A 26,514-nucleotide genomic window follows, 5' to 3' on the forward strand; every position below is an offset into this window, starting at 1 on the left:
TGAACTCTCAGGGCGTCATCACAGGGGAGCCCATCCCGACCGCCGGCGAGGACAAAGTGTTCGCCCAGACCAGCTGTGCCGAATTCAAGGTGGGCGACGACAACGAGAGCGTCCAGGCGTGGGAGGCGGACGTCTACGGCAAGGTAGGGGGGGCAAGAGGTCAACGTCCGTCTGTACTTGGAGGACAAGGTGAAGCCGGGGACGTACAGCGTCTTCAACAGTTCCCTGCCCCCCGGAACCGCCTTCGCGTACTTGGAGACAGCCACCGCTAAGCGTTGTCCCGTAACTGCTGGTCACAGGTGAGATGATCTTGGTGTGGCTGGTGTGATCACGGCGTCGGAGCCCTCCTGGATAGCCCCGTTCACCGGGCTGAGTCCGCGGCAGTTCGGCAAGCTCGTCACCGCGCTGCGGCGCGAGGGTGCGGACCTGGTGCGCAGGGGCCGACCGTGGAGCCTGCCGCTGGAAGACCGCGTGCTGCTGGTCGCCGCTTACTGGCGGACCAACCTCACCCTGCGCCAACTGGCCCCGCTGTTCTCGGGGTGTCCAAATCCGCGGCCGACCGCATCATTGAAGTTTCCCCATGATCTCGGACACGTGATCGTTATGCCGCAAGGACGTGCTGATGCCGCTGCCTGGTCTCGGCCGGGGTGAGGTAGCCGAAAGTCCGATGCTTGCGCAGGCGGCGGCGGTTGTAGAAGGTCTCGATGAAGGAGATGACCTCGGCTCGGGCGGTGGCCCGGTCGGGCCAGGTGCGGGTGCCGACCTCTTCTTTGAGCAGGGCCCAGAAGCTCTCCGCGGCGGCGTTGTCGAAGCATGATCCGGTTCGTCCGCAGCTCTGCCGCAGCCCCAACTCTCTTATCCTCTCTCGGAACTGGGTCGACGTATATTCGCTGCCGCGATCGCTGTGGATCACGCAGCCGGGTTCCAGTCCGCCCCGGCCGTGGGCCATGTCGAGGGCGTCGACGACGAGCTCGGCGCGGTGGTGGCCGGCCGTCGCGTAGCCGACGACCTCACGGGTGGCCAGGTCCAGCCGCGGACGGCGGGCGGAGGTGGGACAACACCCGGCGGGGGGCGACAAGCTCACCCCCGAACGACGCGATGCGCTGGACCAGCTGGGCATGCGCTGGTAACCCCGACCGGACATGGAATCGAGAAGGAGGTAACAGGTGGTTGACCGGGTACGTCTGGTCCGGGTCAGCGCAGACGCGCCGCGTCTGGTCTGGGAGTTGCACACGCAGACCGAGCGGGTCGCTTACCTCGACGCCCTGGACGGCGACCTGCTGTGGGTGAGCCACATCGGAGTCGATCCGCGCTACCGGCGCCTTGGGTACGCCACCCGGCTGCTGCACGCCGTGCTGGCGCACGCGCCAGCCACACCCGTTGGGCTGGCGGCAGCCCCCTTTCCCTCCTGGCGGGAGCCAGGACTGCTGCACGACGACCTGCGCACTTGGTACACACGACACGGCTTTCACCCCGAGCCCAGCTCGCAGGATCCCTACCGCATGATCCGGCCCGCCATGTCGCCTGGGGCGGCGCGCGACGGTTGCGGCTGCGGCGAGAAAGAACGCATCGAACTTCGGGCCGGGGAGCGAGGGCGGGCGTAAGCCGCCGGGCATCGCGGTGCGCGCCGACCGACGCGCGACGCGGACGGGACAGCGGTTTGGCCGGCAGCCGGGGCGCGGCCCGGCAGGCCGCGGGCACGGACGGGCAGCCGCAGGACGACGGCCAGGAGCCGGCCTGATATGAAGGCGCGGTCGAAGCGGCGGGCGCGGGCCAGGAGCAGCGGGCGGCCGGGGCACGGCGGACGGACGGCGGCGCCCAGGGAGGCGGGGGCGGACGGTGGAGGGGCCGGACCGTACGCGGCACGGCCTCCCGGCACGACACCGCACGCCCCGCCCGGCACAGCGCGGGCGGGACAGCGGCACACGGCCCGGCCGGCGAGCGCAGACGCGGGCACAGCGGCCGGACGGCGGGGGGCGGGCAACCGGGCGACGGCCGACGGGGCCGGTCAACGACCAGCAACGGAGCAAGCACCAAGGGAGCGGCGCGTCCTGGGTGTGCACACTCGGGTGCCCCCTCCTCGCGGCCCTCCGGGCAGACCCGCACAGCCGGCGCGTGCCAGCGCCTGCCGGCGAGCGCTCCTGATCGGGTCCGAAGACGTCACCGAGCGCAGAGGAACAGCGCCCGGCCCGGGCCGCAGCCGATGCCGTCCGCGGCGGCGGGCGCGCGCGGGGACCGCGGATGAGGCCACCGCCCGCCCGGGCCTGCGGAGCTCACGCGGCCGCACGACCGACTGCGGGCGGCAAAGGGGCGGCCCACCTTCTACTCCATCGCACGACCAGACGACCCCCGGGGCCACGGGCCAGACCCAGCTTGCCAGAGACGGCCGGGTGCCCCCGGCGGGCGGCCGGGGCCGGGACGTCAGCGCGCGGGGCGCACGACGAGCAGCCAGATGGGCGCGGGCGGCCCGACCGCAAAGCCCATCCCGGCGGGACGAGGCGCGCGGGCCGGCACAACGCGGCAGCGACACTGCGGCCCGGGCGCGGCCGGATGCGAGGCGCGGGCACGACGACCGGGCGCGGGGCGCGGGCGGGCCTGGCGCGAGCGCGGCGTGGCCGGGGGGCGACAGGACGGCAGGCACGGGAAGTACGGGAAGTACGGCGGCGGGCGCGAACGCGGCCGGGCCGGGCAACGGGCGGCCTCCGGGCACCGCACCGCACCGCACGGCCACCGGGCGCAACGGGGGCGGGGTCAGGACACGCGCGAGCCCCGGCCGTGATCACCGTGCGCGTCTGATACGACCCCTGTGACCCTCCGCCAGCAGCCCAAGTACCTCGCGGGCACCGGGAAACCCGTCCCGTCAGGGCGGCACTACTGGACCAAGCACCGAAGCCGCCGACGACGCCGCCTCCCACACTGACGCTGCCGCCACGGACTGCGTCGCGAAAGTCGTCTCGGCAGCGTAGGCGGTCCGGGCCTCGACCGCCGCCCCTCCCGCACGGTCACTCCGCCGAACCCAGCTCGATCGCTGGGCGTTCCGCTGCTGTGCTGGCGCATCGCTCTTGTACGACGATCCCCGACCCGCACGGCGCCCTGACCAGCGGCACCTAGTCGAGGGGCAGGCCCGATCCAGCCCTGGCACCCTCTTCGCTTCGCTACACAGGAGGTCCCGCCCGAGTTTCATGGGCGAAGCGGGTTGTTCATCGCGACGGGACAGGTGCGTCTCCGTCGCCAGCAGGTGTAGGGCTGCGGCCCGCTGCCGCGCGAATGACAGAAGGCAGGGTGCGGCCCCCTGCGCTCGCACGGGCCCGCGAGGTGGCCCAGCAACGATGATCGACAGGGAGAAAGAAGCATGGGCTTTACAGAGCTTACGAGCGACGCCCGCCGCGCGTCGACGCCACGTTTTACGAGCAGGGAAGAGCTGCCAGCTTCAGTGGCCTCGTCCCGAAGCGGATCTCCCGCTGCCCCTCCCGCCGCCAGGCGACAGCGGTATCTGCGGTCACTGAGCCGCACGGCAAGCCACGGACTGGTCTACGGGCTGGCGTCAGCAACGGGCGGAGCCATCGTGACCGGGCTCGTCTGGTGGGGCCAGCGATAGCCGTCGGGCCCGCCGCCCCGGTGGGCGGCGGGCCCTGGTCTCTTGGATCCGCTGGACAGTGAAGCAGCCAGGCTAAGGGCTGTCCCGTAACTGCGCTTGCGGGCAGCCGCGGCCTCGTCAGGTGCTTGGGTTTTTCCACAGGTGTCGCTCCTCCAGGGTCCCGAATCGCACGTCTCCGCGTTCCAGGTCGACGAGGATGGGCCAGCAGTCCAGCAGCTGCTCTCTCGGATCACGTGAGGCGAGGTACTGCACAGAGTTGTAGGGCACGATGAGGAGCCCGTTGCTCTCCCGGACCCGCTCTGCGTCGATGGCGAGAGGCGGCTCGTTTTCACGCTGGCTCTGCACGAGGAACGCCACCGCGAGCTGCAGGGCCTGGTCCTGCTCCATCATCCGTCTCCAGTCCGTTGGCTCGAAGAATGCACCCTAACTGGCCTGGGATGATCTTGGTGTGGCTGGTGTGATCACGGCGTCGGAGCCGTCCTGGATAACCCCGTTCACCGGGCTGAGCCCGCGTGCTTTCGGGAAGCTGGTGACGGTGCTGCGGCGCGAGGGTGCGGACGCGGTCCGCAAGGGCCGGCCGTGGAGCCTTCCGCTGGAGGACCGCGCCTTGCTGGTCGCGGCGTACTGGCGCACGAACCTCACCATGCGGCAGCTCGCCCCTCTGTTCGGGGTGTCGAAGTCGGCGGCAGACCGGATCATCGACCACCTCGGGCCGATGCTCGCACTCCAGCCCCGCAAGCGGTTCGCCAAGGACGCCGTGCTCATCGTGGACGGCACCCTGGTGCCCACCCGCGACCACACGATCGCCGAGCGATCGAAAAACTATCGGTACTCCACCAACCACCAGGTCGTCATCGACGCTGACACGCGCCTGGTCGTCGTGGTCGGCCGGCCGCTCGCTGGGAACCGCAACGACTGCAAGGCGTGGGAGGAGTCCGGCGCCAAGGCCGCTGTTGGCAAGACCCTCACGATCGCCGACGGCGGCTACCTGGGCACCGGACTTGTCATCCCGCACCGTCGCGAGCGCGGCCAGAGCGCACTCACGGCCTGGAAAGAAGAACACAACAAGTCCCACAAGCAGGTCCGAGCCCGCGTCGAGCACGTCTTCGCCCGTATGAAGACCTGGAAGATCCTCCGCGACTGCCGCCTCAAAGGCGACGGCGTCCACCACGCCATGCTCGGCATCGCCCGGATGTACAACCTCGCCCTCGCCGGATAGCTGGGCGGGGCTGAACGATAACCCACCACGTCCGAGGCGACCCAGAGATCATTTACGGGACAGCCCTTAAGGAGATCCGCCGAGTTATCACCCACCGGGCTCGGGCGGGGGGGGCTCGCGCCCTCTTTTTGTCCGCGTCGACGCCAGTTCAACGGAATCCGTCCCACTGCTCCCGCTGGTCCGCTAGAAGAAGGGGCATGACGAACCCGAGTGATCCTTTGCTGGTCGACGCGATGTGGCGGGCGGCGGACCTGACGCGGGCCTACCTCGCCCAGGACCGCGCCCGGGTCGCGGACTGCCTCACCGGCCTGGACACCGGCCTACTGGAACGGATCGGGTCCTGGCTGGTCCTCGACCACGACCAGCTCTTCACCAAGCTGGGAAAGCCGGCCATGTCGGTGTCCCGGCTCAAAGCCGTGGCAGCCCTGGCACCGGCCGAGACCGAGTTCGCGACAAGCACCGCCATCCACCGGGTCGCCGCAGGAGAAACCGGGCTCACTCGCGCGCTGGAGAGCCTGGCGCTGCCGGACCAGATCCACGCCCTCACGATCTGCATCGTGGTCATTCTGCTGGAGACCTACGGGCGCACCCGGTCCCTGGCAGAGATCGACGACATGACCACCGACTACGAGCAGAGGGGATATCCCCGGCCCTACCCGGTCCTCTGACCGGACCAGCTGACACCGCCCGGCGGCGGCAGGTTGCACGGCTTCGCCTTGACAGCCTCGCGCCGCAAGGAGCCACACCCGACCACCACTCCGGTCACCCGGCACGCCACGGCAGGGGCCGTTCGGGTGAAACGCCACCGCTCGCAGAACTCCCGCCCGCCCCGAGCACGTCGTGTGACCCGTGGACGTGATCAACGAAGTACACGTGTCAGAACCCGGCCTCGTCGTCGTGGACGTGGCAGCAGCCGACGACCAGACAGCCTTCGCCTTCCAGACCGCGCTCGCATCGATGTGGGCCACCACCCTCGTCGAACGCTCCACCCGCGACCCCGGCCAGCCCGGCGTACGACTGCGCTGCTACCTCGACATGCGCCAACAGCCATAACCCCCGGACCGCAGCGTCCGATCACGTGCCGGACCCGGCACTCCCCCCTTCAGGAGACCGCTCCCCCGCGTCCGAGTCCGTTCCCTCGACCGCCACCACCGCCCGTGGCCCCACACGCTGCGGGCAACCGGCCGGCGCCGAACTCCGCTCCACCACGTGACGGTTCGACGTTGCGTGGGGGTGAGGGGCGGCCGGGACCTGCCAGTGCGATTTACCCGCCCCGAGGGTGACAGGGAGCTGGTTCCCGGGCGTGCCGCATCAAGGCAGCGCTACGAAGATCACGGCCTGTCCGTGACCCTCAAAGGGGGAAGTTCCTCATGCGTCTTGCCCGTAGCGCTGCCCTGCTCGCCTCGCTCACCGGTCTCCTCCTGGCCGCGCCCGCCACCGCTGCCACCAGCCCCGGCACCACTGCGGTGCCGCACCACCAGGTGCGGGTGCCAGGACAGACGGTGACCCTGCCCGTCCGCGACGCCCTGGCCCAATTGCCCGTGCGCGAGGAGAACCGGACCGGGTATGAGCGCTCGAAGTTCAAGCACTGGATCGACGCCGACCACGACGGCTGCAACACCCGCGCCGAAGTCCTCAAAGCCGAAGCCGTCACCGCCCCCGAGCAGGGCCCGAACTGCCGCCTCACCGGAGGCGTCTGGTACTCCCCCTACGACGACCGCTACATCGAAGGGCCCAGCGGCCTGGACATCGACCACCTCGTCCCCCTCGCCGAAGCCTGGGACTCCGGCGCCAGCACCTGGACCCCAGCGGAGCGCGAGGCCTACGCCAACGACCTCGGAGACCCCCGCGACCTCATCGCCGTCTCCGCCGCCTCCAACCGGTCCAAAGCCGACCAGGACCCCTCCACCTGGCTCCCCCCGGCCGCCGGCTACCACTGCACCTACGCCACCGACTGGATCGCCGACAAAACCCGCTGGAATCTGACCATCGACACCCCCGAGCAGACCGCGCTGGCCGAGGTCCTCGAACAGTGCCCCGACACCCCGATCACCGTCACCCTCGCCCGGTAGAAACCCCGGACACCTGCCACCCTGCGGGTGCCCCGGCACACCCATGCCGGGGGCCTGCAGCACGATATGCGCTGTTCACACGCCACATACGCTGGACGCCGCCCAGCTCGTCAGGCACTGTCTGACTGGGGCGGCACCAGCAGAGGTGGCCTGGCCTTCAAGGCGTTCGGACGACGCCTACAGGCCCTTTTCAAGTGGCTTCTCTACGGCGCACTCTTGTGAGTCAGTTCCGATTTCACCGTGCATGAAATGTCGGCCTTAGCGCGGGAGGCAGATCAGACATCGCACCGAACACCAGGATATGGTCCGGGTTATCCGCATCGTTTTCTATTGTTGCGACAATCCCCTCTGACAGGAGAATCTTGATCAGCGCAGCCTGCATGTGGCGAGCGATTTCCCCGGGATAACGGACAACCGGCGAGTCGGAGACGCCAGCAGTCAGGCTGTCTACCGCGGCTTGAAGGGCGCCGGGGGCGCATCTCCATCCTACGGAGACGGGCGCTGAGGCTGTCTCAGCATCGCGGTCGACGTAAACCACCGCACCTGAACCATCCTCAGTACCAGGTTCTCCTTCACAGAAGGCGGGCAGCCCAGCGCGCAGAAGTGCCTGAATCACCTTGTCCGCTAGCTTTTTCCTGATGGCGAGAACTTCGTCTGTCGCACCAACAAAACCGTACTCTGACACGACGTTTCCCTTTTCCTGGTCGGGTGTGGTGGACACAATGATAGAGCCCACCACACCCGAACCTGCTTGTTACTCCTCAGTGGACCGAAGGGCTGCCCTTCCTCCGAATGCGTGGATCATCCTGTAGAGGAGATCCGCGGAGCCGGGCCCGTCGGGGACAGACCAGGATATCGGAGTCCCCGGGGAGAGATTGTCCTCCAGCAATGGCGTGCACACCCCGCACGGCTTTCGCTCGCTGTACAGTTCGGTGATTTGGGACGGCTTGAACCCTTTTGCAGCCAGCTGGTCGAGAATGTGATTTTCCGAGTGATAGCCGCTTCCCTTGCTGAAGCCGACCACCAGGTCGCCAGTCTTAGGGTCATTCCAGCCAGGAACCCTTGCAACCGCCACGTTCCGGCCGGACGTGAATCCAGCTGCCGTTCTCGCCCTATATGCTGTGCGGCCGAGCTCGGTGCTTCCGTAGACGATCATCCCTTCACAGGGATTACTGTTAACGACTCGCATGTGAAAAGCTGCGGCCCTGCAAGATTTGACCAGGCCATCCAAGATCCTGGCGCCGACGCCTTCAATGGCAACCTCAGTAAGGCCAGCGGCGCGCAAGGCTTTCCATGCGTCGTCGACCCCAATTCCGGTCTTCACGGCGGCATCGAGGGACTTTACCGCGTCCGCGATGGGCCTGATGATCTTGCCCGCGAAGAGCGAAGCGACGTCTACGGCTGCCCAGGCGCATCCGCCCCAGCTGCCGTCCTGGCCGCCCGGGACGATCTTCTGGATGCACTTGATCCAGCTCCCGAAGAGGATGTCCACCGGGTCGATGCCCTGGTTGAACTCCGCCATGGAGATGGTGTCGGTGACCTCGCTGGTGAGTTCTTTGGTCGGGTAGGCGCCGAGGTACAGCGTCGAGCCGGCGGGGCAGGTGAACTTCGACAGATCCAGGTCCTGAGCGGTGCACATGTACAGGTCGAGGACTGCTGTGAAATGGATCCGGGCGGTGATCTTGCAGTCGCCGGTGTGGATGATCGGGTTGCAGTTCTCCTTCTTGATCACCTCCGGATCACCGGTCGTCTCCGTCTTGTCGACGACGTAGAACACACCGCCGATGGCAGTCCCGTTCTCGTCCGGGACGGTTCCCGTCTCGATCTGCTGCGCCTTGTCCTGCTTCTCGGCTCGCTCGGCTGCTGCCTGCGCGTCCTGGGCTGCCTGTGCGGCGTCCTTGGCCGCTTGTTCGGCTTCTGTGGCAGCGGTGTCGGCGCGGTCGGCTGCGGCGCGGGCGTCCTGGGCGGCCTGTTCGGCCTCGGCGGCGGCTGCGCGGGCGGCTGAGGCGTCGAGGGCTGCCTGGTCGGCGGAGTCGCGGGCGTCCTTGGCGTAGCCTTCGGCGCGGCCGGCGGCCTGGTCGGCTGCTGCGGCGTCCGCGGTCGCCTGGCGGTCGTATTCGACGGTGCGGGCCTGGGAGGCGGCTGCCTTGGCGGCGGCGGTGGCCGCCTGGGCGGCGTAGGTCAGGGCGTCCTTGGCGTAGGTGCGGGCGTCGGCGGCGTAGCCGGCGGCGTTCGCGGCGTGCTGGTAGGCCTCCTTGGCGTCGCCCTGGGCCTGTTCGGCGAGGGCTTTGGCGGCGGCTGCTTCTTCCTGGGCGTTCTTGGCGTGGGCGTCGGCGACGGCTTTTTGTTGTTCGGCGATCGTCTTGGAGCTCTGGGCCGTGAGGACGACGAGGCCGGCGGCGGAGTCGGTGGTGATGTAGGGGGAGCCGAGCTGTATGGCGTCGTTGGCCGGGTCGGCGACCTGTTCGGCGGCGTGGCCGGCGTCGACGGCGGCCTGGGCGGTGACGTGGGCGAAACCCGCGGCCTTGGCAGAGGCAGCGAGGGCCTTGCCAGCTTCGGTGTTGGCCTGGTCTGCCTGGGACTTGGCGTCCTTGGCGTGTGCTTCGGCCTCGTCGGCCAGTTCGACCGCTGTCTTTGCTTCTCCGGCGGCGTCCTTGGAGGCCTGGATGGCGTCGGCGGCGGCGCTGGTCGCGGTCGTGACGGCGGCGTCGGTCTTCAGCTTGGCCGCCTGTGCGGCATCGGCGTCGGAGCGGGCTCGTTTGGCGGCCGCCTCCGCGCGTGTCGCTGCAGCGTCGGCGTCGGCTGCCGCCTTGGTCGCCGCGTCGGCTTCGGAGCGTGCCTTGGCGGCGGCCGTTTCGGCTGCGGTGGCGTGCTGGTCGGCCTCGTCGGCAGCGGCGCGGGCTGCGGTCGCCGCGTCGCCGGCGTCGAGGGAGTCGGCGTAGGCGGCTTTCGCGTCGGCCTTGGCGCGGGCCGCGTCGGCTTTCTGTTCGGCCTCCCAGGCGTCGTCGCGTTTGGCTGTGGCGTCGTCGCGGGCCTTGACCGCTGCGTCGCGTCTGCTCTGGGCGGTCTTCTCCGCGGCCTCGGCCTTGTCCTGAGCGTCCTTGGCTGCTGATGCCTGGGTTTCGGCGTTCTTCTTGTGCTGGGCGGCCTCGGCCTGTTTCGCGGCGGCGGTCTCCTTCTCCGCCTTCGCCGTCTTCTCCTCGGCCTCCGCGGCGAGCCGCTTGGCGTGTGCGTCGGCGGCGGCCGCCTTCGCGTCCGCCTCGGCCTTCACCGCGACCGAGAGCTTGGCCTCCGCGGTCTCCTTGTCCTTCTTCGCGTTGTCCCGGTGGATCTTCGCAGCGTCCGCGGCGGCCTTCGCCTGCAACTCGGCCGCTTCCGCGGCCTCCTTGCGGAACTCCGCCTTCGACTGCGCTGCCTGCGCCAGCGCACGCTGAGCGATCGTGGCACTGTCACCGGCGGAGGCACGGGTGGCGGCCAATGCCGTCTCCCCCGCCTTCACCATCGCATCCAGCGCTGCCACCGCACCCTTGGTGACCTGCGCCTTCTGCTGCCCCACCAGCAGACCCCGGCCCCGCGGCGCACCATTGGTGTCCGCGATCGCATAGGCGGCCTGCTCCGCACTGTCCGAAGCAGCAGCGGCCCGCTTCGCGGCGTCCCGGTAGCCAGTGAGGCTTACCAGCGCCCTGGCTGCAGCGTTCTGGGATACGAGGAGCCCGGTGCGCGCTTTGTCGAACTGGTCCTTGGTCGGGTAATCCGGGTTGTCGGTGCCGTGGTGGCCGGTGGTGACAATGTCGAACTTCTGCGTGTCCGTGTCGTTGCAGGTCTGCAGCAGGGCGTCCTGGCTGTTGTCAGGAGTGTGCAGATCGACGCACTTGCCGGTCCCCGGGTTGAACAGCCTCGTCGTGCCGCGCGTGGCGTATTCCCACCGCTGGCCCGGGCTCTGGTTGCAGGTCCAGATCCGGATGATCGTGCCGTCCGCGGAGTTGCCGCCCCGAACGTCCAGGCACTTGCCCGAGTGGACGTTGACCAGCGTGTCTCCTCTGATTTCCCACTGCTGCCCGGCGCTGTCGTGGCAGTCGTAGATCTGGACCAGCGCGCCGTCCTTGTCGCTGCCGCCAGCAACTTCCAGGCACTTGCCCTTGTCAGCATGCAGATGCACGATCAGCGGGCTGTCGCCGATCCAGCCTCCACCGCCGGCAGTCCACCAGTCCTGCCAGCGCGTGAGGTGGTCGGCAACCCAGGAGTTGCCCAGCATCTGGCCGAGAACCTTCGCTCCGGTGGCGAGGGCCCGGGTCGCGTCTCTGTTGGCGTCCAGAATCTGGTTGCGCTGTGTGGCCTGCGAGGTGATCTCCCGCTGCCACTCGGTGGCAGCGGTAGCAGTGGCATCGGCCAGTGCCGTATCCGGGTCGAGGGGGTCCCGCCATGCGCAAGCCGCGAAACGGTTTTTCACGTCCTCGACGGCGATGCGGTACTCCGCCGTGCCTGGTTGCGGGACTGTGCGGGGGAAGCCGCCCGAGGAGAGGAAGATGCGGGCGTCGTCGGCGCCGGCGTTCGCGCCAGGGACACCGTGCATCCACGTGAATGCGTCGTGCTCGGCGAGTATGCGCCCCCACTCTTCCGGTGTCGTCCCGACCGGGTCGGGCTCTTTACCGTAGAGCGGCGCGCCTTGCTCGTCGACTGCCTTCAGCGTTCGGTCGTCGGTCTTCGGAGTGGGATCTTGGTAAAAGTCGCTCTCGTGCTTCCAGAACCGATCGGCGACCCAGTCGACCAGGCCCGTCTGCTCGTAGAAGTTCTTCCTGTCGTCACCTGGCACGCCCGGCGGCTGGTAGAAGTCCCCGTCGGGGAACCCGCCCGGGATCGGCAAGCCCTTCAGCGGCTCCGCCCAGCTGTCCCTCAACGCGAACAGGTCGTCCAGTTCCCTACCTGCCGCGTCCTGGTCCTGCTGAAAGGCGGTGGCAAGCGGTGAGTCCTCCCAGTGCTGCCGGTTGGCCAGGGCATGCAGCTGGTCGGGAGTCTGGTTGAGGCCGTTCTGCGCGACTGCGGCCATAGAGGAGCCGCCCAGACGCAGGACGTCGGACATGAGGCACTGGTCCTGCCGCAGCTGCTCAGCGGCCGTGTCGGTGTACCAATCGTAGGAATTAGCTGCGGGCTTCGCTGACAGGTCATGGGCAGGCCCGGACTGGACCGCCAAACCACCCAGGACGGACAACACCACGAGGGAGGTGACCGACGAGGTCATAGCCCGTGATCTTCGTGAACCGATCGTGCCGAGCCGCGATCTGAGACGGGGTCGCAAAGGAGCATCCCTTTCTTCGTTCCACCAGAAGGGAGCGACCCAGGAACATGGTCACAGCCACGCAAGGCAGGTCCCACTGGCGGAACTCAGAAGGCAGCCCCCTCCATGAGCCCGTCTATCGAAGCGGCCGGTAGAACCGCATGACGAAGCAACCCTCCCCACGAGCGACACTGTTCCCCCGGCCGCCCAATGACGCACGCAGACCAGAACGGTCAAGATCTAACCCGCGCGGCGACACCCTAGGTACACACCGTTGGCGTCGGCCAAGGATTCGGTTTCTGTGGAGGGAATCCGTGGCTTGAACTGAGCCACCGCCCAGCCTGCCAGCAGATCATCCCAACTCGCACACAACACGAGGAATCTGTGCGCTTCCTGTATGCCCGAGCGTTCAGACTGGCGCCAGAGCGGCTCGGCAGAAGTTGGCTGAGTTGTACTCCCGACCGACACAGACTCAGCCGGGACCACCGCGTACTTGCCCCGTCCGGTGGGAGAGAGTCCGCGCTCCCACCGGGGACCGGACCTCGACCTGTGCCCCACGATGTGACCAGCTCACAGGGCAAGACGCCCTCACCGGGCCTCGGACACGGGCTCCACACTCCGATCACCGTTTCGCCGCTGGCACCCCCAGCCCAGCTGGCCTGCCCACGCCGGCGACTACACAATCAGCCACCACAGCGCGGAGAAGCAGCCGCGGCCGCGTCCTGGCTGCACCCCAGTCGGCAGGCCGCCATAGCAGTGGAGGGTCAGCAGGGGGCCGCGAGTTCCTCGATCTGGTCGGCCAGCCGCTGGTCGGGATGGTGGAACTCGCCGCAGACCTCTTCGACTTTGAGGCGCTCCACGGCTTGGCGCAGAGTGGCCACCTGGGGGGCCCGCGGCCTGTTCGGCCGGGTGCGGTGGTGGGCGTGGACGATGTCGAAGTCCAGGTCGAGGGCCTGGCGCATCCAGTGGTCGGCGTCGCGGAGTTCGCCGCGGCGCAGGTGGAACAGGTGGAGGCAGTAGGCGGCGGTGGCATTGCCCGCGCCTGCGGCGTACTGCCACCACCACAGTGCTCCCTCCGGCTTCATGGCCAGGCTGAGCAGACAGCCGAAGTGGAGGGCGCCGTCGATGTCGACTGGGTCGTCCGCGATGCCGGCCAGGTGCTCGGCGGCCTGGCTGCTGCGCAGGAGATGGCACGAGAGCGCCTTCAGGGACGTGTCGGCGCTCTCCATGCGGGTGGGGTGGTGGCCTTGCGGCGCGGGTTGGGCGCCGAACATGAGGGCGGCGGTGACGTCGCGGACGATCTCCTGCTTGAGGTCGTCGAGTTCGTCGTCGGTGACGGTGTCGGGGATGGCCGCCTGGCCGAGGATCCTGTCGATGTGGCGTGGCACGTCTACTCCTTCTCCTCGTCGTCACTCAGGTCGATACCGAGTTTGGCGGCGATGCTCTGGCGGGCCACACGCCGGTGCGTGCGCACCGTCCCTTCGTGAATCCCCATGATCTTGGAGACCTTCTTCACCGGGTAGCCCAGAACGAACAGCAGGATGATCACGTCGAACTGGCGCTCCGGGAGGGCGGCTATGGCCGTGTAGAGGCCGATCGGCGATTCCAGGTCCGCCATCTGGGTCCGCATGACTGACAGCGTGGCACGGACCGCCTCGTAGACGGCGGTGGTTCGGTCATTCGCTGACGTGGTCGTGGAACGGCCGTCGGCGGTCGGGGTGGTCGTCATGCGGGCATGGGTCTCCACCCGCAGCTTCAGCTCCCGCCACGCGTACGCCTCGGGACCGCCTTCCTCGAGGAGGATGGTCTCCCAGTTCAGGGCCAGGTGGCTGTAGAGGTGGCGCACCACCGCCTTGGCGGCTTCCTTGCTGCCCAGGATGGTGGCGGCGTAGCGCACCTGCGGCCGGGCGTACATGCGGTAGAAGGCGTCCAGGGCGGTGGGCATCTCGTAGTGGATGCCGTGCAAGGCGTTGAGTTCCTCGAAGGTGGTGGGAAGGGTGTGGGCGTCGCTGTCGTCGTTCATCGGTCAGGCCTCCGTGTCCCGGGCGGCGACCGTGGTGGACGGCTCGCCGGCGGCCAGGTGGCTCTGCTGGGTGTGCAGGAGTTCGGCTACGCCGACCCGGGCGCTGGCGCGCAGCAGGCGGCGCATCCCCGTACGCAGGTCGGGGAGGAAGACGCGGATCGCGGTGATCACCGCCGTCAGCGCGAACAGAGTGTGGTGGGACACGGGCCCTTTTGTCCTTCCTGCCAACGCAGCGTCAACCCGCCCTGCCTCAGGGGGAGTCGCGCTGGAGAGCACTACGGTGTGCTCTGGGCGGCAGCATTTCGGATCAGGTGCCCCAAACGCACAGTGCCGCCTCGTTCATTTTTTGACCCAAGGTGATCACGCGTGTACGAACAGATATTTACCTGCCGGTAAGTTACCGTTCAGGCACAGTGCGTGATCAGCGGGTTCACTCTTCGGGCGCCGCCGCAAGGGGGTGCGGGAAACGCTATGAACTGCCTATCTGGCGATCGAACGTGTGATGGACGTCACATACGTGCATCGTTTCGCCTGTGAACGCCGGACGCTTCAACTCCGTATCCCGCCAGCCAGCCTGCACACTTCGCCGGACCGTCGCCAGGAGCCACACGCCCAGCCGGCAGTCGACCGCCGCCCGCAGGGAGGCGCGCAGGCAGCTTCGCCCCCGGCGCAGCACCGCGCACCCCGGTCCGCCCGCCAACCCACCCGCCCGACAGGACCTGCTCCGACGTACTCCGTCCGCACGATCCCCCGCCCGGCGGATAGCGGCCAGGAACAGCGCTCCGCCACGGCCGTGCCCCGCCCCGCTGGCCCGCGGCCTATGCGCTGCGGGGCTGGCGGCCGGACGGCTTCCTCCCGGCCTTCCTGGCTGTCTGTTTCTTCGCGGTCTTCTTCGGCGGGCGTATCTCGTGCACGTCCGCCTCCCCCTTGTCCTCGCCGCGGCTGTGCCGGGCGCGGGCCACCGATTCGTTCAGCGCGGCCATCAGGTCCAGCACCTGGCTCGGCTCGGCCTCCGGCTCGGGCGCTTCGACCGGCTCACGATGCTCGCGCTTGGCCTCGATGATCTTCTCCAGGGCCTCGGTGTAGGTGTCGCGGAACTCGTCGCCCTCCAGATCCTCGCAGGCCATGGTGTCCATGAGGGCGAGGGCGCCCTCAATCTCCTGCTCCGAAACCGCGACGGCAGGCGGGGCCACTTCGGCCGCATCCCGTATCTCATCGGGCCAGCGCATCATCTGGAGCACGAGCACGTCGTCCTTCACCCGCAGGATCCCCAGGCGTTCCCGACCGTGCCACGCCCACTTCGCGACCGCCACCCGCGACGAGCGGCCCAACGCCTGCAGCAACAGCTTGTACGGCTTCGCGGCCACCTGCCCGTCCGGTGCCAGGTAGTAGCCGTCCCCCAGCCGGATCGGATCGATCGAATCCAGCGGCACGAACGCATCGATCTCCACCGCACGGGCGGTCGGCAGCGGCAGATGGTCCAGCTCGGCGTCACTGATCGGGATCACCTGATCCCGGCTGACCTCGTAGCCCTTGCCGATCTCCGACTGCTGGACCTCCCGGTCCTCCAGCTCGCACACCTTCCGGTACCGGACCCGGCCGCCGTCGGCCAGGTGGTACTGATGGAAATGGACCGAGTGGTCCTCGGTCGCCGACTGGACATGGATAGGGACCGTGACCAGGCCGAACGAGATGGCACCGGACCAGATCGTCCGAGGCATACAGACAGCCCTCTCTCATCAGCCCCGAGCACCTCCAGGCTACGAGCCCACCCGCCCCACGGCACCCAGACACCTCCCCCTCGCAAAGGGCGGCTGCTGACATGGGCGGCACACACGGCCCGGGAACGGCTGCGTACGGTGAGAACGTGACAACGCCCCCTGACCCTGGTGCGCCCGGCCCCGTGCCGGTGCGAGTCGTGCTGCCTGCCGACCCGGTCCTGGGACATCCCGAGCAGGAGATCACGGCGCGGCTGTGGAGGCGGCGGCAGACCCAGACCGGCTGGGTGTTCCAGGTGGGCCTGCCGTCCTACGAGGGCAGCGAGGACGGAACGGTGCAGGCCGCGGAGTACCGGGTGTGGGTCCGGGCCCCGGAGCATGTGCGGCCGGTCGACGGCGTCGACTACGACCAGGTCCCCACCGACCGTCTGGAACCGCCGGCGCCACCGTCAGCCGTCCGCGAGATCCTCGGAGAGCGCCGGCCCACCGGATGGGTCGTGCAGAAGGTCCGAATCCGGCGAGGCCCCGGCCGGCGCGTCCTGCACGCCCCCGACTGCACCGAGGCGCCGCAGGATGCGCCGGTCCTGGACCTGGAGCACGCCCTGGACGTCGCGGAGAACCCGGCGACGACCTTGTGCACCCTGTGCGGGGCCGCGCAGGAGATCACGCCGGTGCTGCGCGGATTCGACCACACCGGAGACGAGACGGACCCTTCCGGCACGTAGGGCGGAGGGTCTGCGTCCCGTGCCTGTAACGCGGTCCCGTCCGGAGAGGCGGTCACGGCTCCTTGGGCCAGGCCGTCACCACGGCGCCCGTGGTCTCGTCGACGAGGGAGACGCGGGCCTGGGGCAGGCTGCCGTACTCGCCCACCCAGACGGTGAACTTCCGCCGCGCGGTCTCCTCACTCGCCCACCAACCGTGCGCGGCCGGGCGGCCCCCGGTGATCAGGGTGAGGTGGAAACGCTGGTCAGACACGCCCCCAGGATGACAGACCGGCACCATGCTGCGCCCTCCCCGCCTCCCCACCACCCAGCGGGATCCGCTCCACCAGCTCCCAGGTGATCGTCTTCCCGCTGGCGGTCGTGGTGGCGGTCACGTCGACCAGATCCACCGCGGTGACCCACAGCGGGGCATGGCCGGGACGGACGCGGCGCAGGAGCCGCTGGGCCTGGTCGGAGTCGGCCTCACCGTGGGCGTAGGCGGTAGTGAGGTGGGGCACGCCGAACGGGTACCGCCAGGCATCCTCCCCCAGTACGGCGCGGGTCGCGCTGCGCGCGAGCCGGTGGAGAGCGTCCAGGTCCTCGTCGGGGTGGAGGTCTGCGATTACACCCGTCGGGTAGGACAGCAGACTGCCCACCATCACCGTGAACGTCGGCAGTGCCATCGTGGCGTACGGCGGCGTCTGGCTGAACGCTCGCTGAGGCCTCCGTTCAGCGTCGGCGATCAGAGGTTACGCATGGAGGCCAGGCGACGCTCGGAGTAGTGCTGGGCGAGGCGGCAGGTGCGCCTTTGCTACCACAAAATTCGCCGCTGTGGTGAGCCGAGGATCCACTGATGCCGATAGACGATTTAGCGGCGCAGGGCGTACAGGTGGCCCTTACCCGAGAGGCTGTCGTCTCCCTCGTCGCCGTTACTGCAGGTGGCGATGAAGACGGTGTCCTTACTGACGGCCGGACTGCCCACTACTTCGCCCTCACTGGTGTACGTCCAGTGTTTCCTGCCGGTAGCTGCGTCGACGGCGCGCAGTTTGCCGTCCCAGCTGCCGAAGTAGACGACGCCGTTGGACAGGGCGGGTGAGGAGGAGATGAAGTCGCCGGTGGACACGGACCAGCGCTTCGTGCCGGTGGACGCATTGAGAGCATAGAATTTCGTGTCGTGGCTGCCGAAGTAGACCAGGCCGCCGGAGACCACGGGCGTGGAGGAGATTTCCTCTCCGGTGCCCTCGGTCCGGAACTTCCAACGTTCCGATCCGTCGGCGCTGTTCACCGCGAAGAAGGTGCCTTTGGTGCCGCCGATGAAGACTGTGCCCTCGGACACGACGGGCGAGGAGCTGTAGAACGGCTCACCGCCGGGAAATGCCCACAGCTGTTTTCCGGTTGCCTCGTCCAGCGCGTAGAGGTGGCCATCGCGGCTGCCTACGTAGACGACGCCGTTGCTGACAGCTGGAGATGAGACGATGCGGTCCTTGGCGGTGAACGACCAGCGCTTCGTTCCGGTGTCAGCGTCCACGGCGTGGAGGACGTGGTCCCAGCCGCCGACGAACACCATGCCATCAGCAGCCGTGGGCGCCCCGAGCGGTTCCTGAAGAGGGCCGCCGGTGGGGTATTCCCAGAGCATTCCCTTGGCGTTGCCGGCGTGGAGAACGCCGTCGCCGTCGATGAGATAGAAGGTCCCGCCGGATACGGCCAGAGCACTGGGCGGCCCGATCAAATCATCCATGTGCAGCGTGGACTCAACGGTTTTGCCGGAGGCGTCGACCACCGACAGGTCAATCTCGCCCGTCGAGTGGCTGGAGCTCAGGTAGTAGACCTTGCCCTCGCTAACGACGGGAGAGGCGAACGCCCATGGCCTCTTGGGAATCGACCACAGCACGGCTGCTGTCGACGCCGCAGTCGGCGCGGACGACGGCCTGTTGGCCGGGCCCCCGTGGCCGTCGGCAGTGCTGCCGGGGGCCTCGCCGGTCATCCCCTTCCCGCTCGTCGACGGGGAGTCCCTGCCGATGACGAGATGCACACCGCCATAGCCGGCGAGTGCCAGAACAAGGATGACCAGGGCGAGCAACGTCAGCGTCCGTGCATCGCCCTTGCGAATGTTGTTGATGATCTGGTCGCGGCCGGCGAAGTTTCCCCGGGCCTTGTTGCCCGTTCCTTGAATGGTGACGCCCCCACCGGAGGCGAAGTTGGTAGCCGGAGCCGGGCTGGGCTGAGGAGCCCCTTCAGCGGCAGGCATGGCGCTGGTGAGCTGGACGACGAAGGTCTGGTCGGTGGCCATCACGGATACGAGGGCGCTGTGGAGGCCGGCACGGGCTGCAGGCTCCTGCGGGGCCGCGTCGAACGTGTCCACAGTCGCGCTTTGCCCGGCGCCCGTGAGCCGGTTGCGAACCAGGTCGCCTACCGACGAGGCGGCGGCGCTGCCTACGCCGGTGGCAGCCGCTGTGGCGGCGGTTGCCATCAGTTGGACCACGGCTGAGGCGAGATCGTCTACTGAGTTTGTTGGCGTGTTGTCGTTGGGGGCTGACGGGGTGTGATCGTCGCGGTATGCCGGTTGTATGAGGTATCCGCAGGGTGGTGGGCTGACGCCTGAACGGCAGGCGTTTCGTGAGCGGATCCGGATGGAGGCCGCCGAACGGTTCGGCGCCGGCGCCTCCAACGCCGAGGTCGCCAAGGACTTACGGGTGAGCGTGCGCTCCGTTCAGCGGTGGCGCCTGGCCTGGCAGGACGCAGGCGCGGGCGGTCTTCGCTCGATGGGTCCGGTGTCGCTGCCCAAACTGAGCGAGCAGCTGTTCGCGGTACTGGAACAGGAGCTGGCCAGGGGCCCGGTCGCACACGGCTGGCCGGACCAGATCTGGACGCTGACGCGGATCAAGACGCTGATCGGGCGCCGGTTCCACAAGAGCATGTCCCTCTCGGCCATCGCGAAGATGCTGCACCGGCACGGCTTCAGCCACCAGGTCCCCGCCCGCCGCGCTGTGGAGCGCAACGAAGAAGCCGTCACAGGCTGGGTGAAGGAGACCTGGCCCCACGTGGAAACACCGCGGCGGCGCTCGGGGCCTGGCTGTGCTTCGAAGACGAAGCCGGCTTCTCGATGACGCCGCCCACCACGCGAACCTGGGCCCAGCGCGGTCACACACCCCTCATCCGCGTGCGGGGACGCTCCCAGCGCCGCTTCTCCATCGCGGCCCTGGCCTGCTACAAGCCGGGCGAACGCTCACGCCTGATCTACCGGCCCAAGCGGCACGTCGATCACAAGCGGGGCGGCAGACGCAGTTTCACCTGGACCGATTACCGCGACCTGCTCATCGCCGCCCACCAGCAGCTCGGTGCCCCCATCGTGCTCGTCTGGGACAACCTGAACGTCCACAAGGACGCCCGGCTGAGAGCGTTCATCGACGCTCACGACTGGATCACCTGCTACTTCCTGCCGGCCTACGCCCCCGACCTCAACCCGGTCGAGGGCCTCTGGTCACTGCTACGACGCACCAGCCAGGCCAACACCGCCTTCACCGACCCAGACCACCTGATACGCACCCTCCGGCATGGCCTCCGCCAGATCCAGTACCGCAGCAACCTCATCGACGGATGCCTCGCCGAAACCGGCCTCACCCTGACGACACCACGCCAACAAGCTCAGTAACGCGCTCATACAGAGGCCCCCCTGGGACGGCGATAGTCATGTCCATGGTCCCAGGAGGGCCGGTGGATCAAGTTGGCAGAAACCCAATCGCAACCTGCACAGCTCCGTCCTCGCTGCTGAACTTGATTGAGTGATGTCGGTGCCGTTCGTCTGACAGCTGGCCGTCGGCACCGATAGTCGTTGGGTGTGAGGTATGCGCAGGGCGGCGGGCTGACCGACGCCGAGAGGACCACGCGGGAGCGGTTACGGCTCCAGGCCGTGGAGCGTTTTGAGAGCGGGCAGAAGAACGCAGAGATTGCCGCTGCCCTGCGGATCAGCGTGCGGTCGGTCGAGCGGTGGCGCCGGGCCTGGCGCGAGGGCGGCGAGGCGGGAGTCCTGTCGAAGGGGTCGCCGGGAAGACCTCGGCTCAGTGACGCCCAGATCGTCAGGCTAGAGCGGGAGTTGGAGCGTGGTCCACTGGCTCACGGCTGGGCGGACCAACGGTGGACACTGGCGCGGATCAAGACGCTGATCGGCCGGCTCTTCCACGTCTCCTACACGGTCGAGGGCACCTGGCGGCTGCTGAAGCGCCACGGCTGGAGCTGGCAGGAGCCCACCATGCGCGCGATCGAGCGCGATGACGAGGCGGTCGAGGTGTGGAAGAAGGAGACATGGCCGCGGGTAAGAGCACCGCGGCGGAGCGTGGGGCTTGGATCGCCTTCGAGGACGAGGCCGGGCACCGGCCGGCGGCGCAGGGCGGGCGCACAAGTCGACGCTGCCCAATCTGCCCACCGTGTCGTTCGCGCGGAAGGAACTGGCCGGGCTGAAGACGGCGGCACCGGCCTCGATGCGCGGCTACTCGCGGGCGAAGTTCCCGCACTGGGCCGAGCATGGCGAGCACTGCGACACCCGCGAGACCATCCTCAACCGCGACGGCACCCACGTGAAACGCGACGCCCAGTGCCGGGCCATATCCGGCCACCGGGTCTCCGTCTACGACGGCAAAAAGGCGACCGCAGCCTCCCAGCTCGACCTCGACCACACCGTCCCCCTCGCCAACGCCTTGAGCTTGTTCCGCTTTGACGGACACCAGCGGTGTGGTGGTCAGGCTGCGAGTGCGGCCTCGTAGTCGGCGGGGCTGCGGTAGTCGAGGCTGCTGTGGAGTCGGTGCAAGTTGTACCAGCTTTCGATCCACTCAAAGATCGCGGTGTGGGCGGCGGACCTGCTCGGCCAGGGCTGGGTGGCGATCAGCTCGTTCTTCAAGGTGGCGAAGAACGACTCGGCCAGCGCGTTGTCCCAGCACTGGCCAGTGCGACCAACGAATAGCCGGACATCCAACTCGTCCGCCAGCAAGGTGAGTTCACGGCTGGTGTATTGACAGCCGCGGTCGGAGTGGAAGATCACGGAACCTGCGGGGCGGCGCTGGTGGCAGGCGGCTCGCAGTGCGTCGGCGACCAGTTCGGTGCGCAGGTGGTCGGCGGTGGCCCAGCCGACCACTCGCCGGGATGCGATGTCGATGACGGTGGCCAGGTAGAGCCAGCCCTCGTCGGTAGGGATGTAGGTGATGTCGCCGCACCAGCGGGTGTCGACCGCGGTCGGGTCGGGTCGGAAGTCGCGCAGAACCAGGTCCGGGCGGGTGGCCGCGTGCGGGTCGGGGATCGTGGTGCGGTGTCGTCGTCTACGGTGCCGGCCGGCGAGCCCCGCGGCCCGCATCAGCCGGGCGATGCGTCTGCGGCCACAGCTCGTCCCCTCACGCTTGAGGACGGCGTGGATGCGCGGGGCCCCGTAGGTGCCCCGGGACCGGGCGTGGACCGTGGTGATCTGCTCGGTCAGCTCCGCGTCCTGCACGGTCCGGGGACCGGGGGTGCCGGCGCGGCGGGCGTAGAAGGCGGCACGGGAGACCTTGAGCAGTTCACATGCCCGTTTGACGCTGTGACCTGCCTGCTTCTCCGCCTCGATGAACGGGTGCACCGTCACCGGGTCTCCTTCGCGAAGAAAGCCGTGGCCCGCTCGAGGATCTCCACGTCCTCCCGCAGCCGGCGGTTCTCCCGCCGCAACTGGGCCAGTTCCTCGCGTTCGCTGCTGGTCAGACCGTCACGCTCGCCGGCATCGACCTCGGCCTGCCTGACCCAGTCACGCACCGCGGTCTCGGTCAGGTCGAAGTCCTTGGCGACCTGACCGACCGAGCGGTCACCGCGTCGGCACAGCTCGACGATCTCGGCCTTGAACTCCGGCGTGAACGAGCGGCGAGGACGCGGCTTCTTCGTCCCCATGCTCTCCATGATGGACATCATCCTTCTGGGACCGAAGCCCCTGATTTGCGATGTCCGTCAAAGCGGATCAAGCCCAAACCCGCATCTGTTCGTCACGCAGGTCACCCGCCTTGACCCGGAGGGGCCACCGGTCGCCAAGTACGGCATCCAGCCGCTCTTCACGCAACTTGACCTACAGCCAGAAAAGTTGAGGATCGACCGGATCCTCGACGAGGCACACGAGACCGCCGACCCCGTTCACCTCATGCGTGTCTTTGGGATCGCTCCCGATACGGCGGTGAAGTACGTCAAAGCGGCCCACCCCCACCGCTTCATCAAGGACCCGACTCGGGCATGAGCGGCTGGCTCTGTTCGCGAGTTTCGGAGAGTAGTCGTTCACTGTCTTGGGAGGCAGCCGGATCGTCCTGGGACGATGTTCACGAGAACGGAGACATCGGATGGCCCGGTCTCTTGAGGTCGCCTCGCTGGTTCACGGCCCTTCCACCGGTCGCTGGAGCGCCCGCCAGCGCGGGGCGTCGTCGTCAGGGATGTCTGGAGAAGCAAAGTGGAACGGCACACCAAGGTGGCTGGCCAGCGTCCGGCCGGCTTTGGTGGCGGCGTCGCCAGGAGCAGCACCGCCTGGGCGTCGGTAGACGTCGCCAGGTGACCCTCCCCCTCTGGGGCATCCAAGACCGCGAGCAGGACAACGAACCAGTCATGCACGGTATCGCCGTCCCACAGCGCCTCCACCGCCGCCACGCGACCTGGGAGAGCCGCGGCGCGAGCCGCAAGTGAGGGGAGGTCGAGCGGATCCGGAAGTGTGTGCTGCACTCGGTCACCAAGAGCCTCATACCCGCGCGTGGACCACCCGCTCGGCCTCGTGCAGCCCTACCCCCAGAGGACGCAGCGCCTCCCAAACGGACCTGACCGCCGACAGTCGACGATCGCGCAGTACATCGGCATCGACCTGTCGGCAGGTCCGTTCGTCCAGATAGGTCCACCAGCCGCTCATGCGGCCACCGGCCGGGGGCTCAGGGATCGTCATAGGCCCGAACGTACGTGAGGGCGCAGCGCGCCACCCAGCCGCCCCCCGCTGTCGAATCTCAGGAACGAAGCCAACCGACATCCCGGAACTCACGGGCTACTCTGCCTTCCGATGCACATCCACCCTTCAGTTCCGTGGATTTCCCCTCCAGGAATCCGCGAACCCGTCGGCTTGACGCCGTGCCGACTTCGACCACATGGTCCGGCTCGGCTGGGTCCGCTCACCGCAGTCGATCGAGGTCCGCTTCGGCACCAGCCGGGCCGGGGCCGTCGACGTCGCGCTCTACACCACGGCATCCGTCGACGCGATCGTCCCCGCCCACCCCGAGGTCGACTGGGAGCAGCTGCGCGCCGCCCAGACCAGCCTCAGGTGGTCCGGGGTGAACCGAGGGCCGGGTAGGCCGCCCGGTGTGATCGTCGCGATGAGGTCGTAGACCCTGAGGGCGAGGTTGCAGTAGTACAGCGCCATGAAATCGAGAACAAGAACGCCACAGCCCACACGAAATGCAGCATCACATCTCCTGTTCCCAGGGCTTCGCCGGGTCGTGCGGGCCCCCGACCACCCGGCCGCCTCGCACCGCCCAGGAATCGACCTGCGGGCTCTTCCGGTAAAAGGTATTGAATTGCATCGGATCGCAGACAGCGACAAATACATCTCCTGGGCCGAGCTCCACAGCCATCCAGAACGAGCTGGTCCTGCTCGACCGCAGGCGAATCACCATGAATGCGAGCTTATGAACCCCAGGTTCGAGCTCGACGAACTTCGGTGCCCTGGTGCTGTTGTCCCGAAAACAGAGTTCGACTCCATCCTCCCGGATGGATACAACGCCCGATTTGCGCGTCAAGCTACGGACTGGTTCTCTGATCTCGGCGAACAGCAGGACTCCCGTCCTTCCCCTCAGCCGCTCTCTCCGCAGAAGTCGCCCGGCTCGCCAGGGCAGCCGTTTCGCTCCGTAAAGAGCCTACACGGAAAATGCGCCCCTGTATCCTTTGAACACCCGGCACCCGCTGACGTCGTCTCGGACCCCTCACTACTGCAAGTGTCGAACCCCACGTAATGCTCGCCTGCCAGCTTTCAGAATGGGCCCAACTCTAAAGCGTTCGAAAGAATGGGGTACGCAAAAAATAGTCCATCTCCGCCCATTCAAAAAGGCAAACGCTGAGAGTGGCGCCTACGGAAGCACCTTCCAGTTCCCAGTTTCCCGACCGCCTCAACGCCACCCGGCTTCCGCTCTCACGGAGTTCCACACTCAATCCCCCCGGAGTGAAGACGATACCCAACCCTTGCATTGTCACGTTCCTGCTCGAGCGGAGCAGAGCGGAGGATACGTCGATCTCGAAGTGACTGCCATTCAAGGATCCGGATGTGCCCCGTTGGAGAATCCTCCGAGAGACCACGCCCGGCGCTCCGAAATCAGGGATCTCCATAATGTGACCGACAGACGTCTTGAGCGTCCAGCGCTCGTGTCGCTCTGCAGCCGAGACAGGGTCGGTACGCGCGCCTGGAGACCGAACCAGGAAAACCTCTCCTAAGGGCAATACCGGTGACTTTGGTGGGTTCTGGTCGTTGATGGGTTGTGCCAAGGCCGGGTCAGGTGAAGTCGTCGGGGGTTGGTCGGTTCTCGGATCGGATCGCGTTGGGTGTGCTGACGCGGGCGTTTCCGCCGGAGCTGGTCGACGAGGTGGTCGCCGAGTGCGGCAGAGTCGAGCAGCGGACGCGGTTGCTGCCGGCGCGGGTGGTGGTCTACTTCGTCCTGGCGATGTGCTTGTTCTTCGGGCAGGGCTATGAAGAGGTGGCCCGGCTTCTGGTTCAGGGGCTGGAGCGTGAGGGCCGGTGGGCGACCGCTTGGCGGGTGCCCACGACGGCGGCGATCGGGCGGGCCAGGTTGCGGCTCGGGCCGGAGCCGTTGCGGGCCCTGTTCGGCCGGGTGTGCCGGCCGGTGGCGAACGCGCGAACGCAGGGGGCCTGGTACCGGCGATGGCGGCTGGTCGCGGTGGACAGCACGGTCTTCGACGTTCCGGACACCGCGGCGAACGCGCAGTTCTTCGGGCGTCCCGGGACCAGTCGTGGGCAGGGCCGCAGTGCGTATCCGCAGGCGAGGGTGGCGGCCCTGGCGGAGTGCGGCACCCATGCCGTCTTCGCGGCCGAGGTCGGACCGCTCAGGGTCCACGAGACCGACCTGTCCCGGCGGCTGTTTTCCGCGCTGACAAAGGGCATGCTTGTGCTCGCCGACCGGGGCTTTTGCGGCCTCGACCTGTGGCGGGCCGCGAAGGCGGGCGGTGCGGACCTGCTGTGGCGGGTCCGCAGCGTCGTGGTGCTGCCGGTCCTGGAGACCCTCGCGGACGGCTCCTACCTGTCGGAGATCGTCGCCGCGCGGGACCATCACCGACGCGCGGACCCCGAGCGGGTGCGGGTGATCGAGTACGCCCTTGGCCCATCCGGCGGTGACGGCACCGTCTACCGGCTGATCACCACCATCCTCGACCCCGAGCAGGCACCGGCCCAGGAGCTTGCCGCCCTCTACGCCCAGCGGTGGGAGATCGAGAACACCCTGGACGAGATCAAGAACCACCAGGGTGCCCCAGGGATGGTGCTGCGTTCCCAGCACCCACGCGGCGTCGAACAGGAGATCTTCGCGTTCCTGCTGGTCCACCACGCGCTGCGGGACCTGATGCACCAGGCCGCTCTCCACGCCGGGCACGATCCTGACCGGCTCTCCTTCACCCGAACCCTTCGCGTCGTCCGCCGCCACGTCACCGGGCAGGCGGCGCTTTCCCCCCTCGCGACTGGCCCGGTGCATCGCTCAGAGCCTGCGTGAGATCACCGAACGACTGCTGCCCGCAAGGCGGTTGCGTTCCAACCCGCGTGTGATCAAACGCAAGATGTCCAACTGGGCCCTCAAGCGAGTCGAGCACCACAGCCCACCACGGCCAGACACTCCGGTGGTCCGGCTGGTCGGGCCAACCAAGGCCACCTCAAC

26 protein-coding genes and 2 pseudogenes are annotated in these 26,514 nt (G+C 68.1%); 13 read left to right on the plus strand and 15 right to left on the minus strand.

Translation table 11 applies throughout. The features are described from left to right. Positions 1–315: 315 nt before the first annotated feature. Positions 316–572, plus strand: a pseudogene (locus tag AC6I72_RS38045) (helix-turn-helix domain-containing protein); the annotation flags it as partial. Positions 573–601: 29 nt separating this feature from the next. Here AC6I72_RS38045 and AC6I72_RS38050 read toward each other — a convergent pair. After that, the gene (locus tag AC6I72_RS38050; RefSeq protein ID WP_498006510.1) at positions 602–1,084 is read right to left on the minus strand and encodes a transposase; all 483 of its coding nucleotides are present in this window, start codon (positions 1,082–1,084) and stop codon (positions 602–604) included. Between the two features lie 82 nt (positions 1,085–1,166). Here AC6I72_RS38050 and AC6I72_RS38055 point away from each other — a divergent pair, with 82 nt between their 5' ends. After that, complete coding sequence (locus AC6I72_RS38055; RefSeq protein ID WP_498006511.1) at positions 1,167–1,604, plus strand: GNAT family N-acetyltransferase; 438 nt, start codon at positions 1,167–1,169, stop codon at positions 1,602–1,604. A 2,111-nt stretch (positions 1,605–3,715) separates the two neighbouring features. Here AC6I72_RS38055 and AC6I72_RS38060 read toward each other — a convergent pair. Then, positions 3,716–3,988: a YrhB domain-containing protein gene (locus AC6I72_RS38060; RefSeq protein WP_498006513.1), complete on the minus strand. Its 273-nt coding sequence runs from the start codon at positions 3,986–3,988 to the stop codon at positions 3,716–3,718. Positions 3,989–4,046: 58 nt separating this feature from the next. Here AC6I72_RS38060 and AC6I72_RS38065 point away from each other — a divergent pair, with 58 nt between their 5' ends. The 4 genes from AC6I72_RS38065 (at position 4,047) to AC6I72_RS38080 (ending at position 6,889) form a co-directional block, all read left to right on the plus strand. Continuing rightward, positions 4,047–4,817, plus strand: coding sequence for a transposase (locus tag AC6I72_RS38065; protein WP_498006515.1), 771 nt, complete (start codon positions 4,047–4,049; stop codon positions 4,815–4,817). A gap of 197 nt (positions 4,818–5,014) precedes the next feature. After that, positions 5,015–5,485 carry a hypothetical protein gene (locus AC6I72_RS38070; protein WP_498006516.1) on the plus strand — a complete coding sequence of 157 codons (471 nt, stop codon included), beginning with the start codon at positions 5,015–5,017 and terminating at the stop codon, positions 5,483–5,485. A 187-nt stretch (positions 5,486–5,672) separates the two neighbouring features. Further along, positions 5,673–5,870 carry a DUF6207 family protein gene (locus AC6I72_RS38075; RefSeq protein ID WP_498006518.1) on the plus strand — a complete coding sequence of 66 codons (198 nt, stop codon included), beginning with the start codon at positions 5,673–5,675 and terminating at the stop codon, positions 5,868–5,870. A gap of 317 nt (positions 5,871–6,187) precedes the next feature. Beyond that, positions 6,188–6,889, plus strand: coding sequence for an HNH endonuclease family protein (locus tag AC6I72_RS38080; RefSeq protein WP_498006520.1), 702 nt, complete (start codon positions 6,188–6,190; stop codon positions 6,887–6,889). A 235-nt stretch (positions 6,890–7,124) separates the two neighbouring features. Here AC6I72_RS38080 and AC6I72_RS38085 read toward each other — a convergent pair whose 3' ends face one another. From AC6I72_RS38085 to ku, 6 genes are all read right to left on the minus strand, one after another. Then, positions 7,125–7,628, minus strand: coding sequence for a hypothetical protein (locus AC6I72_RS38085; RefSeq protein ID WP_498006521.1), 504 nt, complete (start codon positions 7,626–7,628; stop codon positions 7,125–7,127). Between the two features lie 15 nt (positions 7,629–7,643). Next, positions 7,644–12,128, minus strand: coding sequence for an RICIN domain-containing protein (locus AC6I72_RS38090; protein ID WP_498006523.1), 4,485 nt, complete (start codon positions 12,126–12,128; stop codon positions 7,644–7,646). An 800-nt stretch (positions 12,129–12,928) separates the two neighbouring features. Beyond that, on the minus strand, positions 12,929–13,552 hold the full coding sequence (locus AC6I72_RS38095) for a hypothetical protein (RefSeq protein ID WP_498006525.1): 624 nt from the start codon (positions 13,550–13,552) through the stop codon (positions 12,929–12,931). 2 nt (positions 13,553–13,554) lie between these two features. Next, positions 13,555–14,187: a sigma-70 family RNA polymerase sigma factor gene (locus tag AC6I72_RS38100; protein ID WP_498006527.1), complete on the minus strand. Its 633-nt coding sequence runs from the start codon at positions 14,185–14,187 to the stop codon at positions 13,555–13,557. 3 nt (positions 14,188–14,190) lie between these two features. Then, on the minus strand, positions 14,191–14,391 hold the full coding sequence (locus tag AC6I72_RS38105; RefSeq protein WP_498006528.1) for a hypothetical protein: 201 nt from the start codon (positions 14,389–14,391) through the stop codon (positions 14,191–14,193). A 614-nt stretch (positions 14,392–15,005) separates the two neighbouring features. After that, positions 15,006–15,908: a non-homologous end joining protein Ku gene (gene ku, locus AC6I72_RS38110; protein ID WP_498006530.1), complete on the minus strand. Its 903-nt coding sequence runs from the start codon at positions 15,906–15,908 to the stop codon at positions 15,006–15,008. A gap of 182 nt (positions 15,909–16,090) precedes the next feature. Here ku and AC6I72_RS38115 point away from each other — a divergent pair, with 182 nt between their 5' ends. After that, on the plus strand, positions 16,091–16,630 hold the full coding sequence (locus AC6I72_RS38115; protein WP_498006869.1) for a DUF6233 domain-containing protein: 540 nt from the start codon (positions 16,091–16,093) through the stop codon (positions 16,628–16,630). Positions 16,631–16,682: 52 nt separating this feature from the next. On the opposite strand, the gene AC6I72_RS38120 is transcribed toward AC6I72_RS38115, so the two are convergent. The 3 genes from AC6I72_RS38120 to AC6I72_RS38130 all read right to left on the minus strand — a co-directional run bounded on the left by AC6I72_RS38120 (position 16,683) and on the right by AC6I72_RS38130 (position 19,076). Beyond that, positions 16,683–16,880, minus strand: coding sequence for a hypothetical protein (locus tag AC6I72_RS38120; RefSeq protein WP_498006532.1), 198 nt, complete (start codon positions 16,878–16,880; stop codon positions 16,683–16,685). After that, positions 16,873–17,289 (minus strand): hypothetical protein, encoded by a 417-nt coding sequence (locus AC6I72_RS38125; protein ID WP_498006534.1) that lies wholly within the window; start codon positions 17,287–17,289, stop codon positions 16,873–16,875. The genes AC6I72_RS38120 and AC6I72_RS38125 overlap by 8 nt, the downstream gene beginning before the upstream one ends. A gap of 185 nt (positions 17,290–17,474) precedes the next feature. Beyond that, positions 17,475–19,076, minus strand: a complete 1,602-nt coding sequence (locus tag AC6I72_RS38130) for an outer membrane protein assembly factor BamB family protein (RefSeq protein WP_498006536.1) — start codon at positions 19,074–19,076, stop codon at positions 17,475–17,477. A gap of 97 nt (positions 19,077–19,173) precedes the next feature. Between AC6I72_RS38130 and AC6I72_RS38135 the strand changes: the two genes are divergently transcribed. From AC6I72_RS38135 to AC6I72_RS38145, 3 genes and pseudogenes are all read left to right on the plus strand, one after another. Then, a protein-coding gene (locus tag AC6I72_RS38135) for an IS630 family transposase (RefSeq protein WP_498006538.1) occupies positions 19,174–20,258 on the plus strand; the annotation gives its coding sequence in 2 pieces (ribosomal slippage) (positions 19,174–19,699 and positions 19,699–20,258; 1,086 coding nt in all). 186 nt (positions 20,259–20,444) lie between these two features. Further along, a pseudogene (locus AC6I72_RS38140) lies at positions 20,445–21,049 on the plus strand (winged helix-turn-helix domain-containing protein); the annotation flags it as partial. Next, positions 21,031–21,366, plus strand: a complete 336-nt coding sequence (locus AC6I72_RS38145; protein WP_498006540.1) for a hypothetical protein — start codon at positions 21,031–21,033, stop codon at positions 21,364–21,366. The pseudogene AC6I72_RS38140 and the gene AC6I72_RS38145, both read left to right, overlap by 19 nt. On the opposite strand, the gene AC6I72_RS38150 is transcribed toward AC6I72_RS38145, so the two are convergent. Both AC6I72_RS38150 and AC6I72_RS38155 read right to left on the minus strand, forming a co-directional pair. Further along, a complete protein-coding gene (locus AC6I72_RS38150; protein ID WP_498006541.1) occupies positions 21,342–22,214 on the minus strand; it encodes an IS3 family transposase in 873 nt (290 codons plus the stop codon). The two genes, AC6I72_RS38145 and AC6I72_RS38150, sit on opposite strands and share 25 nt — an antisense overlap. Further along, complete coding sequence (locus AC6I72_RS38155) at positions 22,211–22,519, minus strand: transposase (RefSeq protein ID WP_498006543.1); 309 nt, start codon at positions 22,517–22,519, stop codon at positions 22,211–22,213. The genes AC6I72_RS38150 and AC6I72_RS38155 overlap by 4 nt, the downstream gene beginning before the upstream one ends. Here AC6I72_RS38155 and AC6I72_RS38160 point away from each other — a divergent pair. Next, positions 22,518–22,847, plus strand: coding sequence for a hypothetical protein (locus AC6I72_RS38160; protein ID WP_498006545.1), 330 nt, complete (start codon positions 22,518–22,520; stop codon positions 22,845–22,847). The two genes, AC6I72_RS38155 and AC6I72_RS38160, sit on opposite strands and share 2 nt — an antisense overlap. A 489-nt stretch (positions 22,848–23,336) precedes the next feature. Here the strand turns inward: AC6I72_RS38160 and AC6I72_RS38165 are convergent, their stop codons facing one another. After that, entirely contained in the window at positions 23,337–23,534 is a 198-nt protein-coding gene (locus tag AC6I72_RS38165) for a hypothetical protein (protein WP_498006546.1), read from the minus strand. Between the two features lie 196 nt (positions 23,535–23,730). Here AC6I72_RS38165 and AC6I72_RS38170 point away from each other — a divergent pair, with 196 nt between their 5' ends. Then, complete coding sequence (locus AC6I72_RS38170) at positions 23,731–23,967, plus strand: hypothetical protein (RefSeq protein WP_498006548.1); 237 nt, start codon at positions 23,731–23,733, stop codon at positions 23,965–23,967. Positions 23,968–24,045: 78 nt separating this feature from the next. On the opposite strand, the gene AC6I72_RS38175 is transcribed toward AC6I72_RS38170, so the two are convergent. Further along, positions 24,046–24,255 carry a hypothetical protein gene (locus tag AC6I72_RS38175; protein WP_498006550.1) on the minus strand — a complete coding sequence of 70 codons (210 nt, stop codon included), beginning with the start codon at positions 24,253–24,255 and terminating at the stop codon, positions 24,046–24,048. Positions 24,256–25,110: 855 nt separating this feature from the next. On the opposite strand from AC6I72_RS38175, the gene AC6I72_RS38180 reads away from it, so the two are divergent. Next, the gene (locus AC6I72_RS38180) at positions 25,111–26,352 is read left to right on the plus strand and encodes an IS4 family transposase (protein ID WP_498006551.1); all 1,242 of its coding nucleotides are present in this window, start codon (positions 25,111–25,113) and stop codon (positions 26,350–26,352) included. Positions 26,353–26,514: the final 162 nt, after the last annotated feature.

It is taken from the genome of Streptomyces sp. Xyl84 (assembly GCF_059731885.1).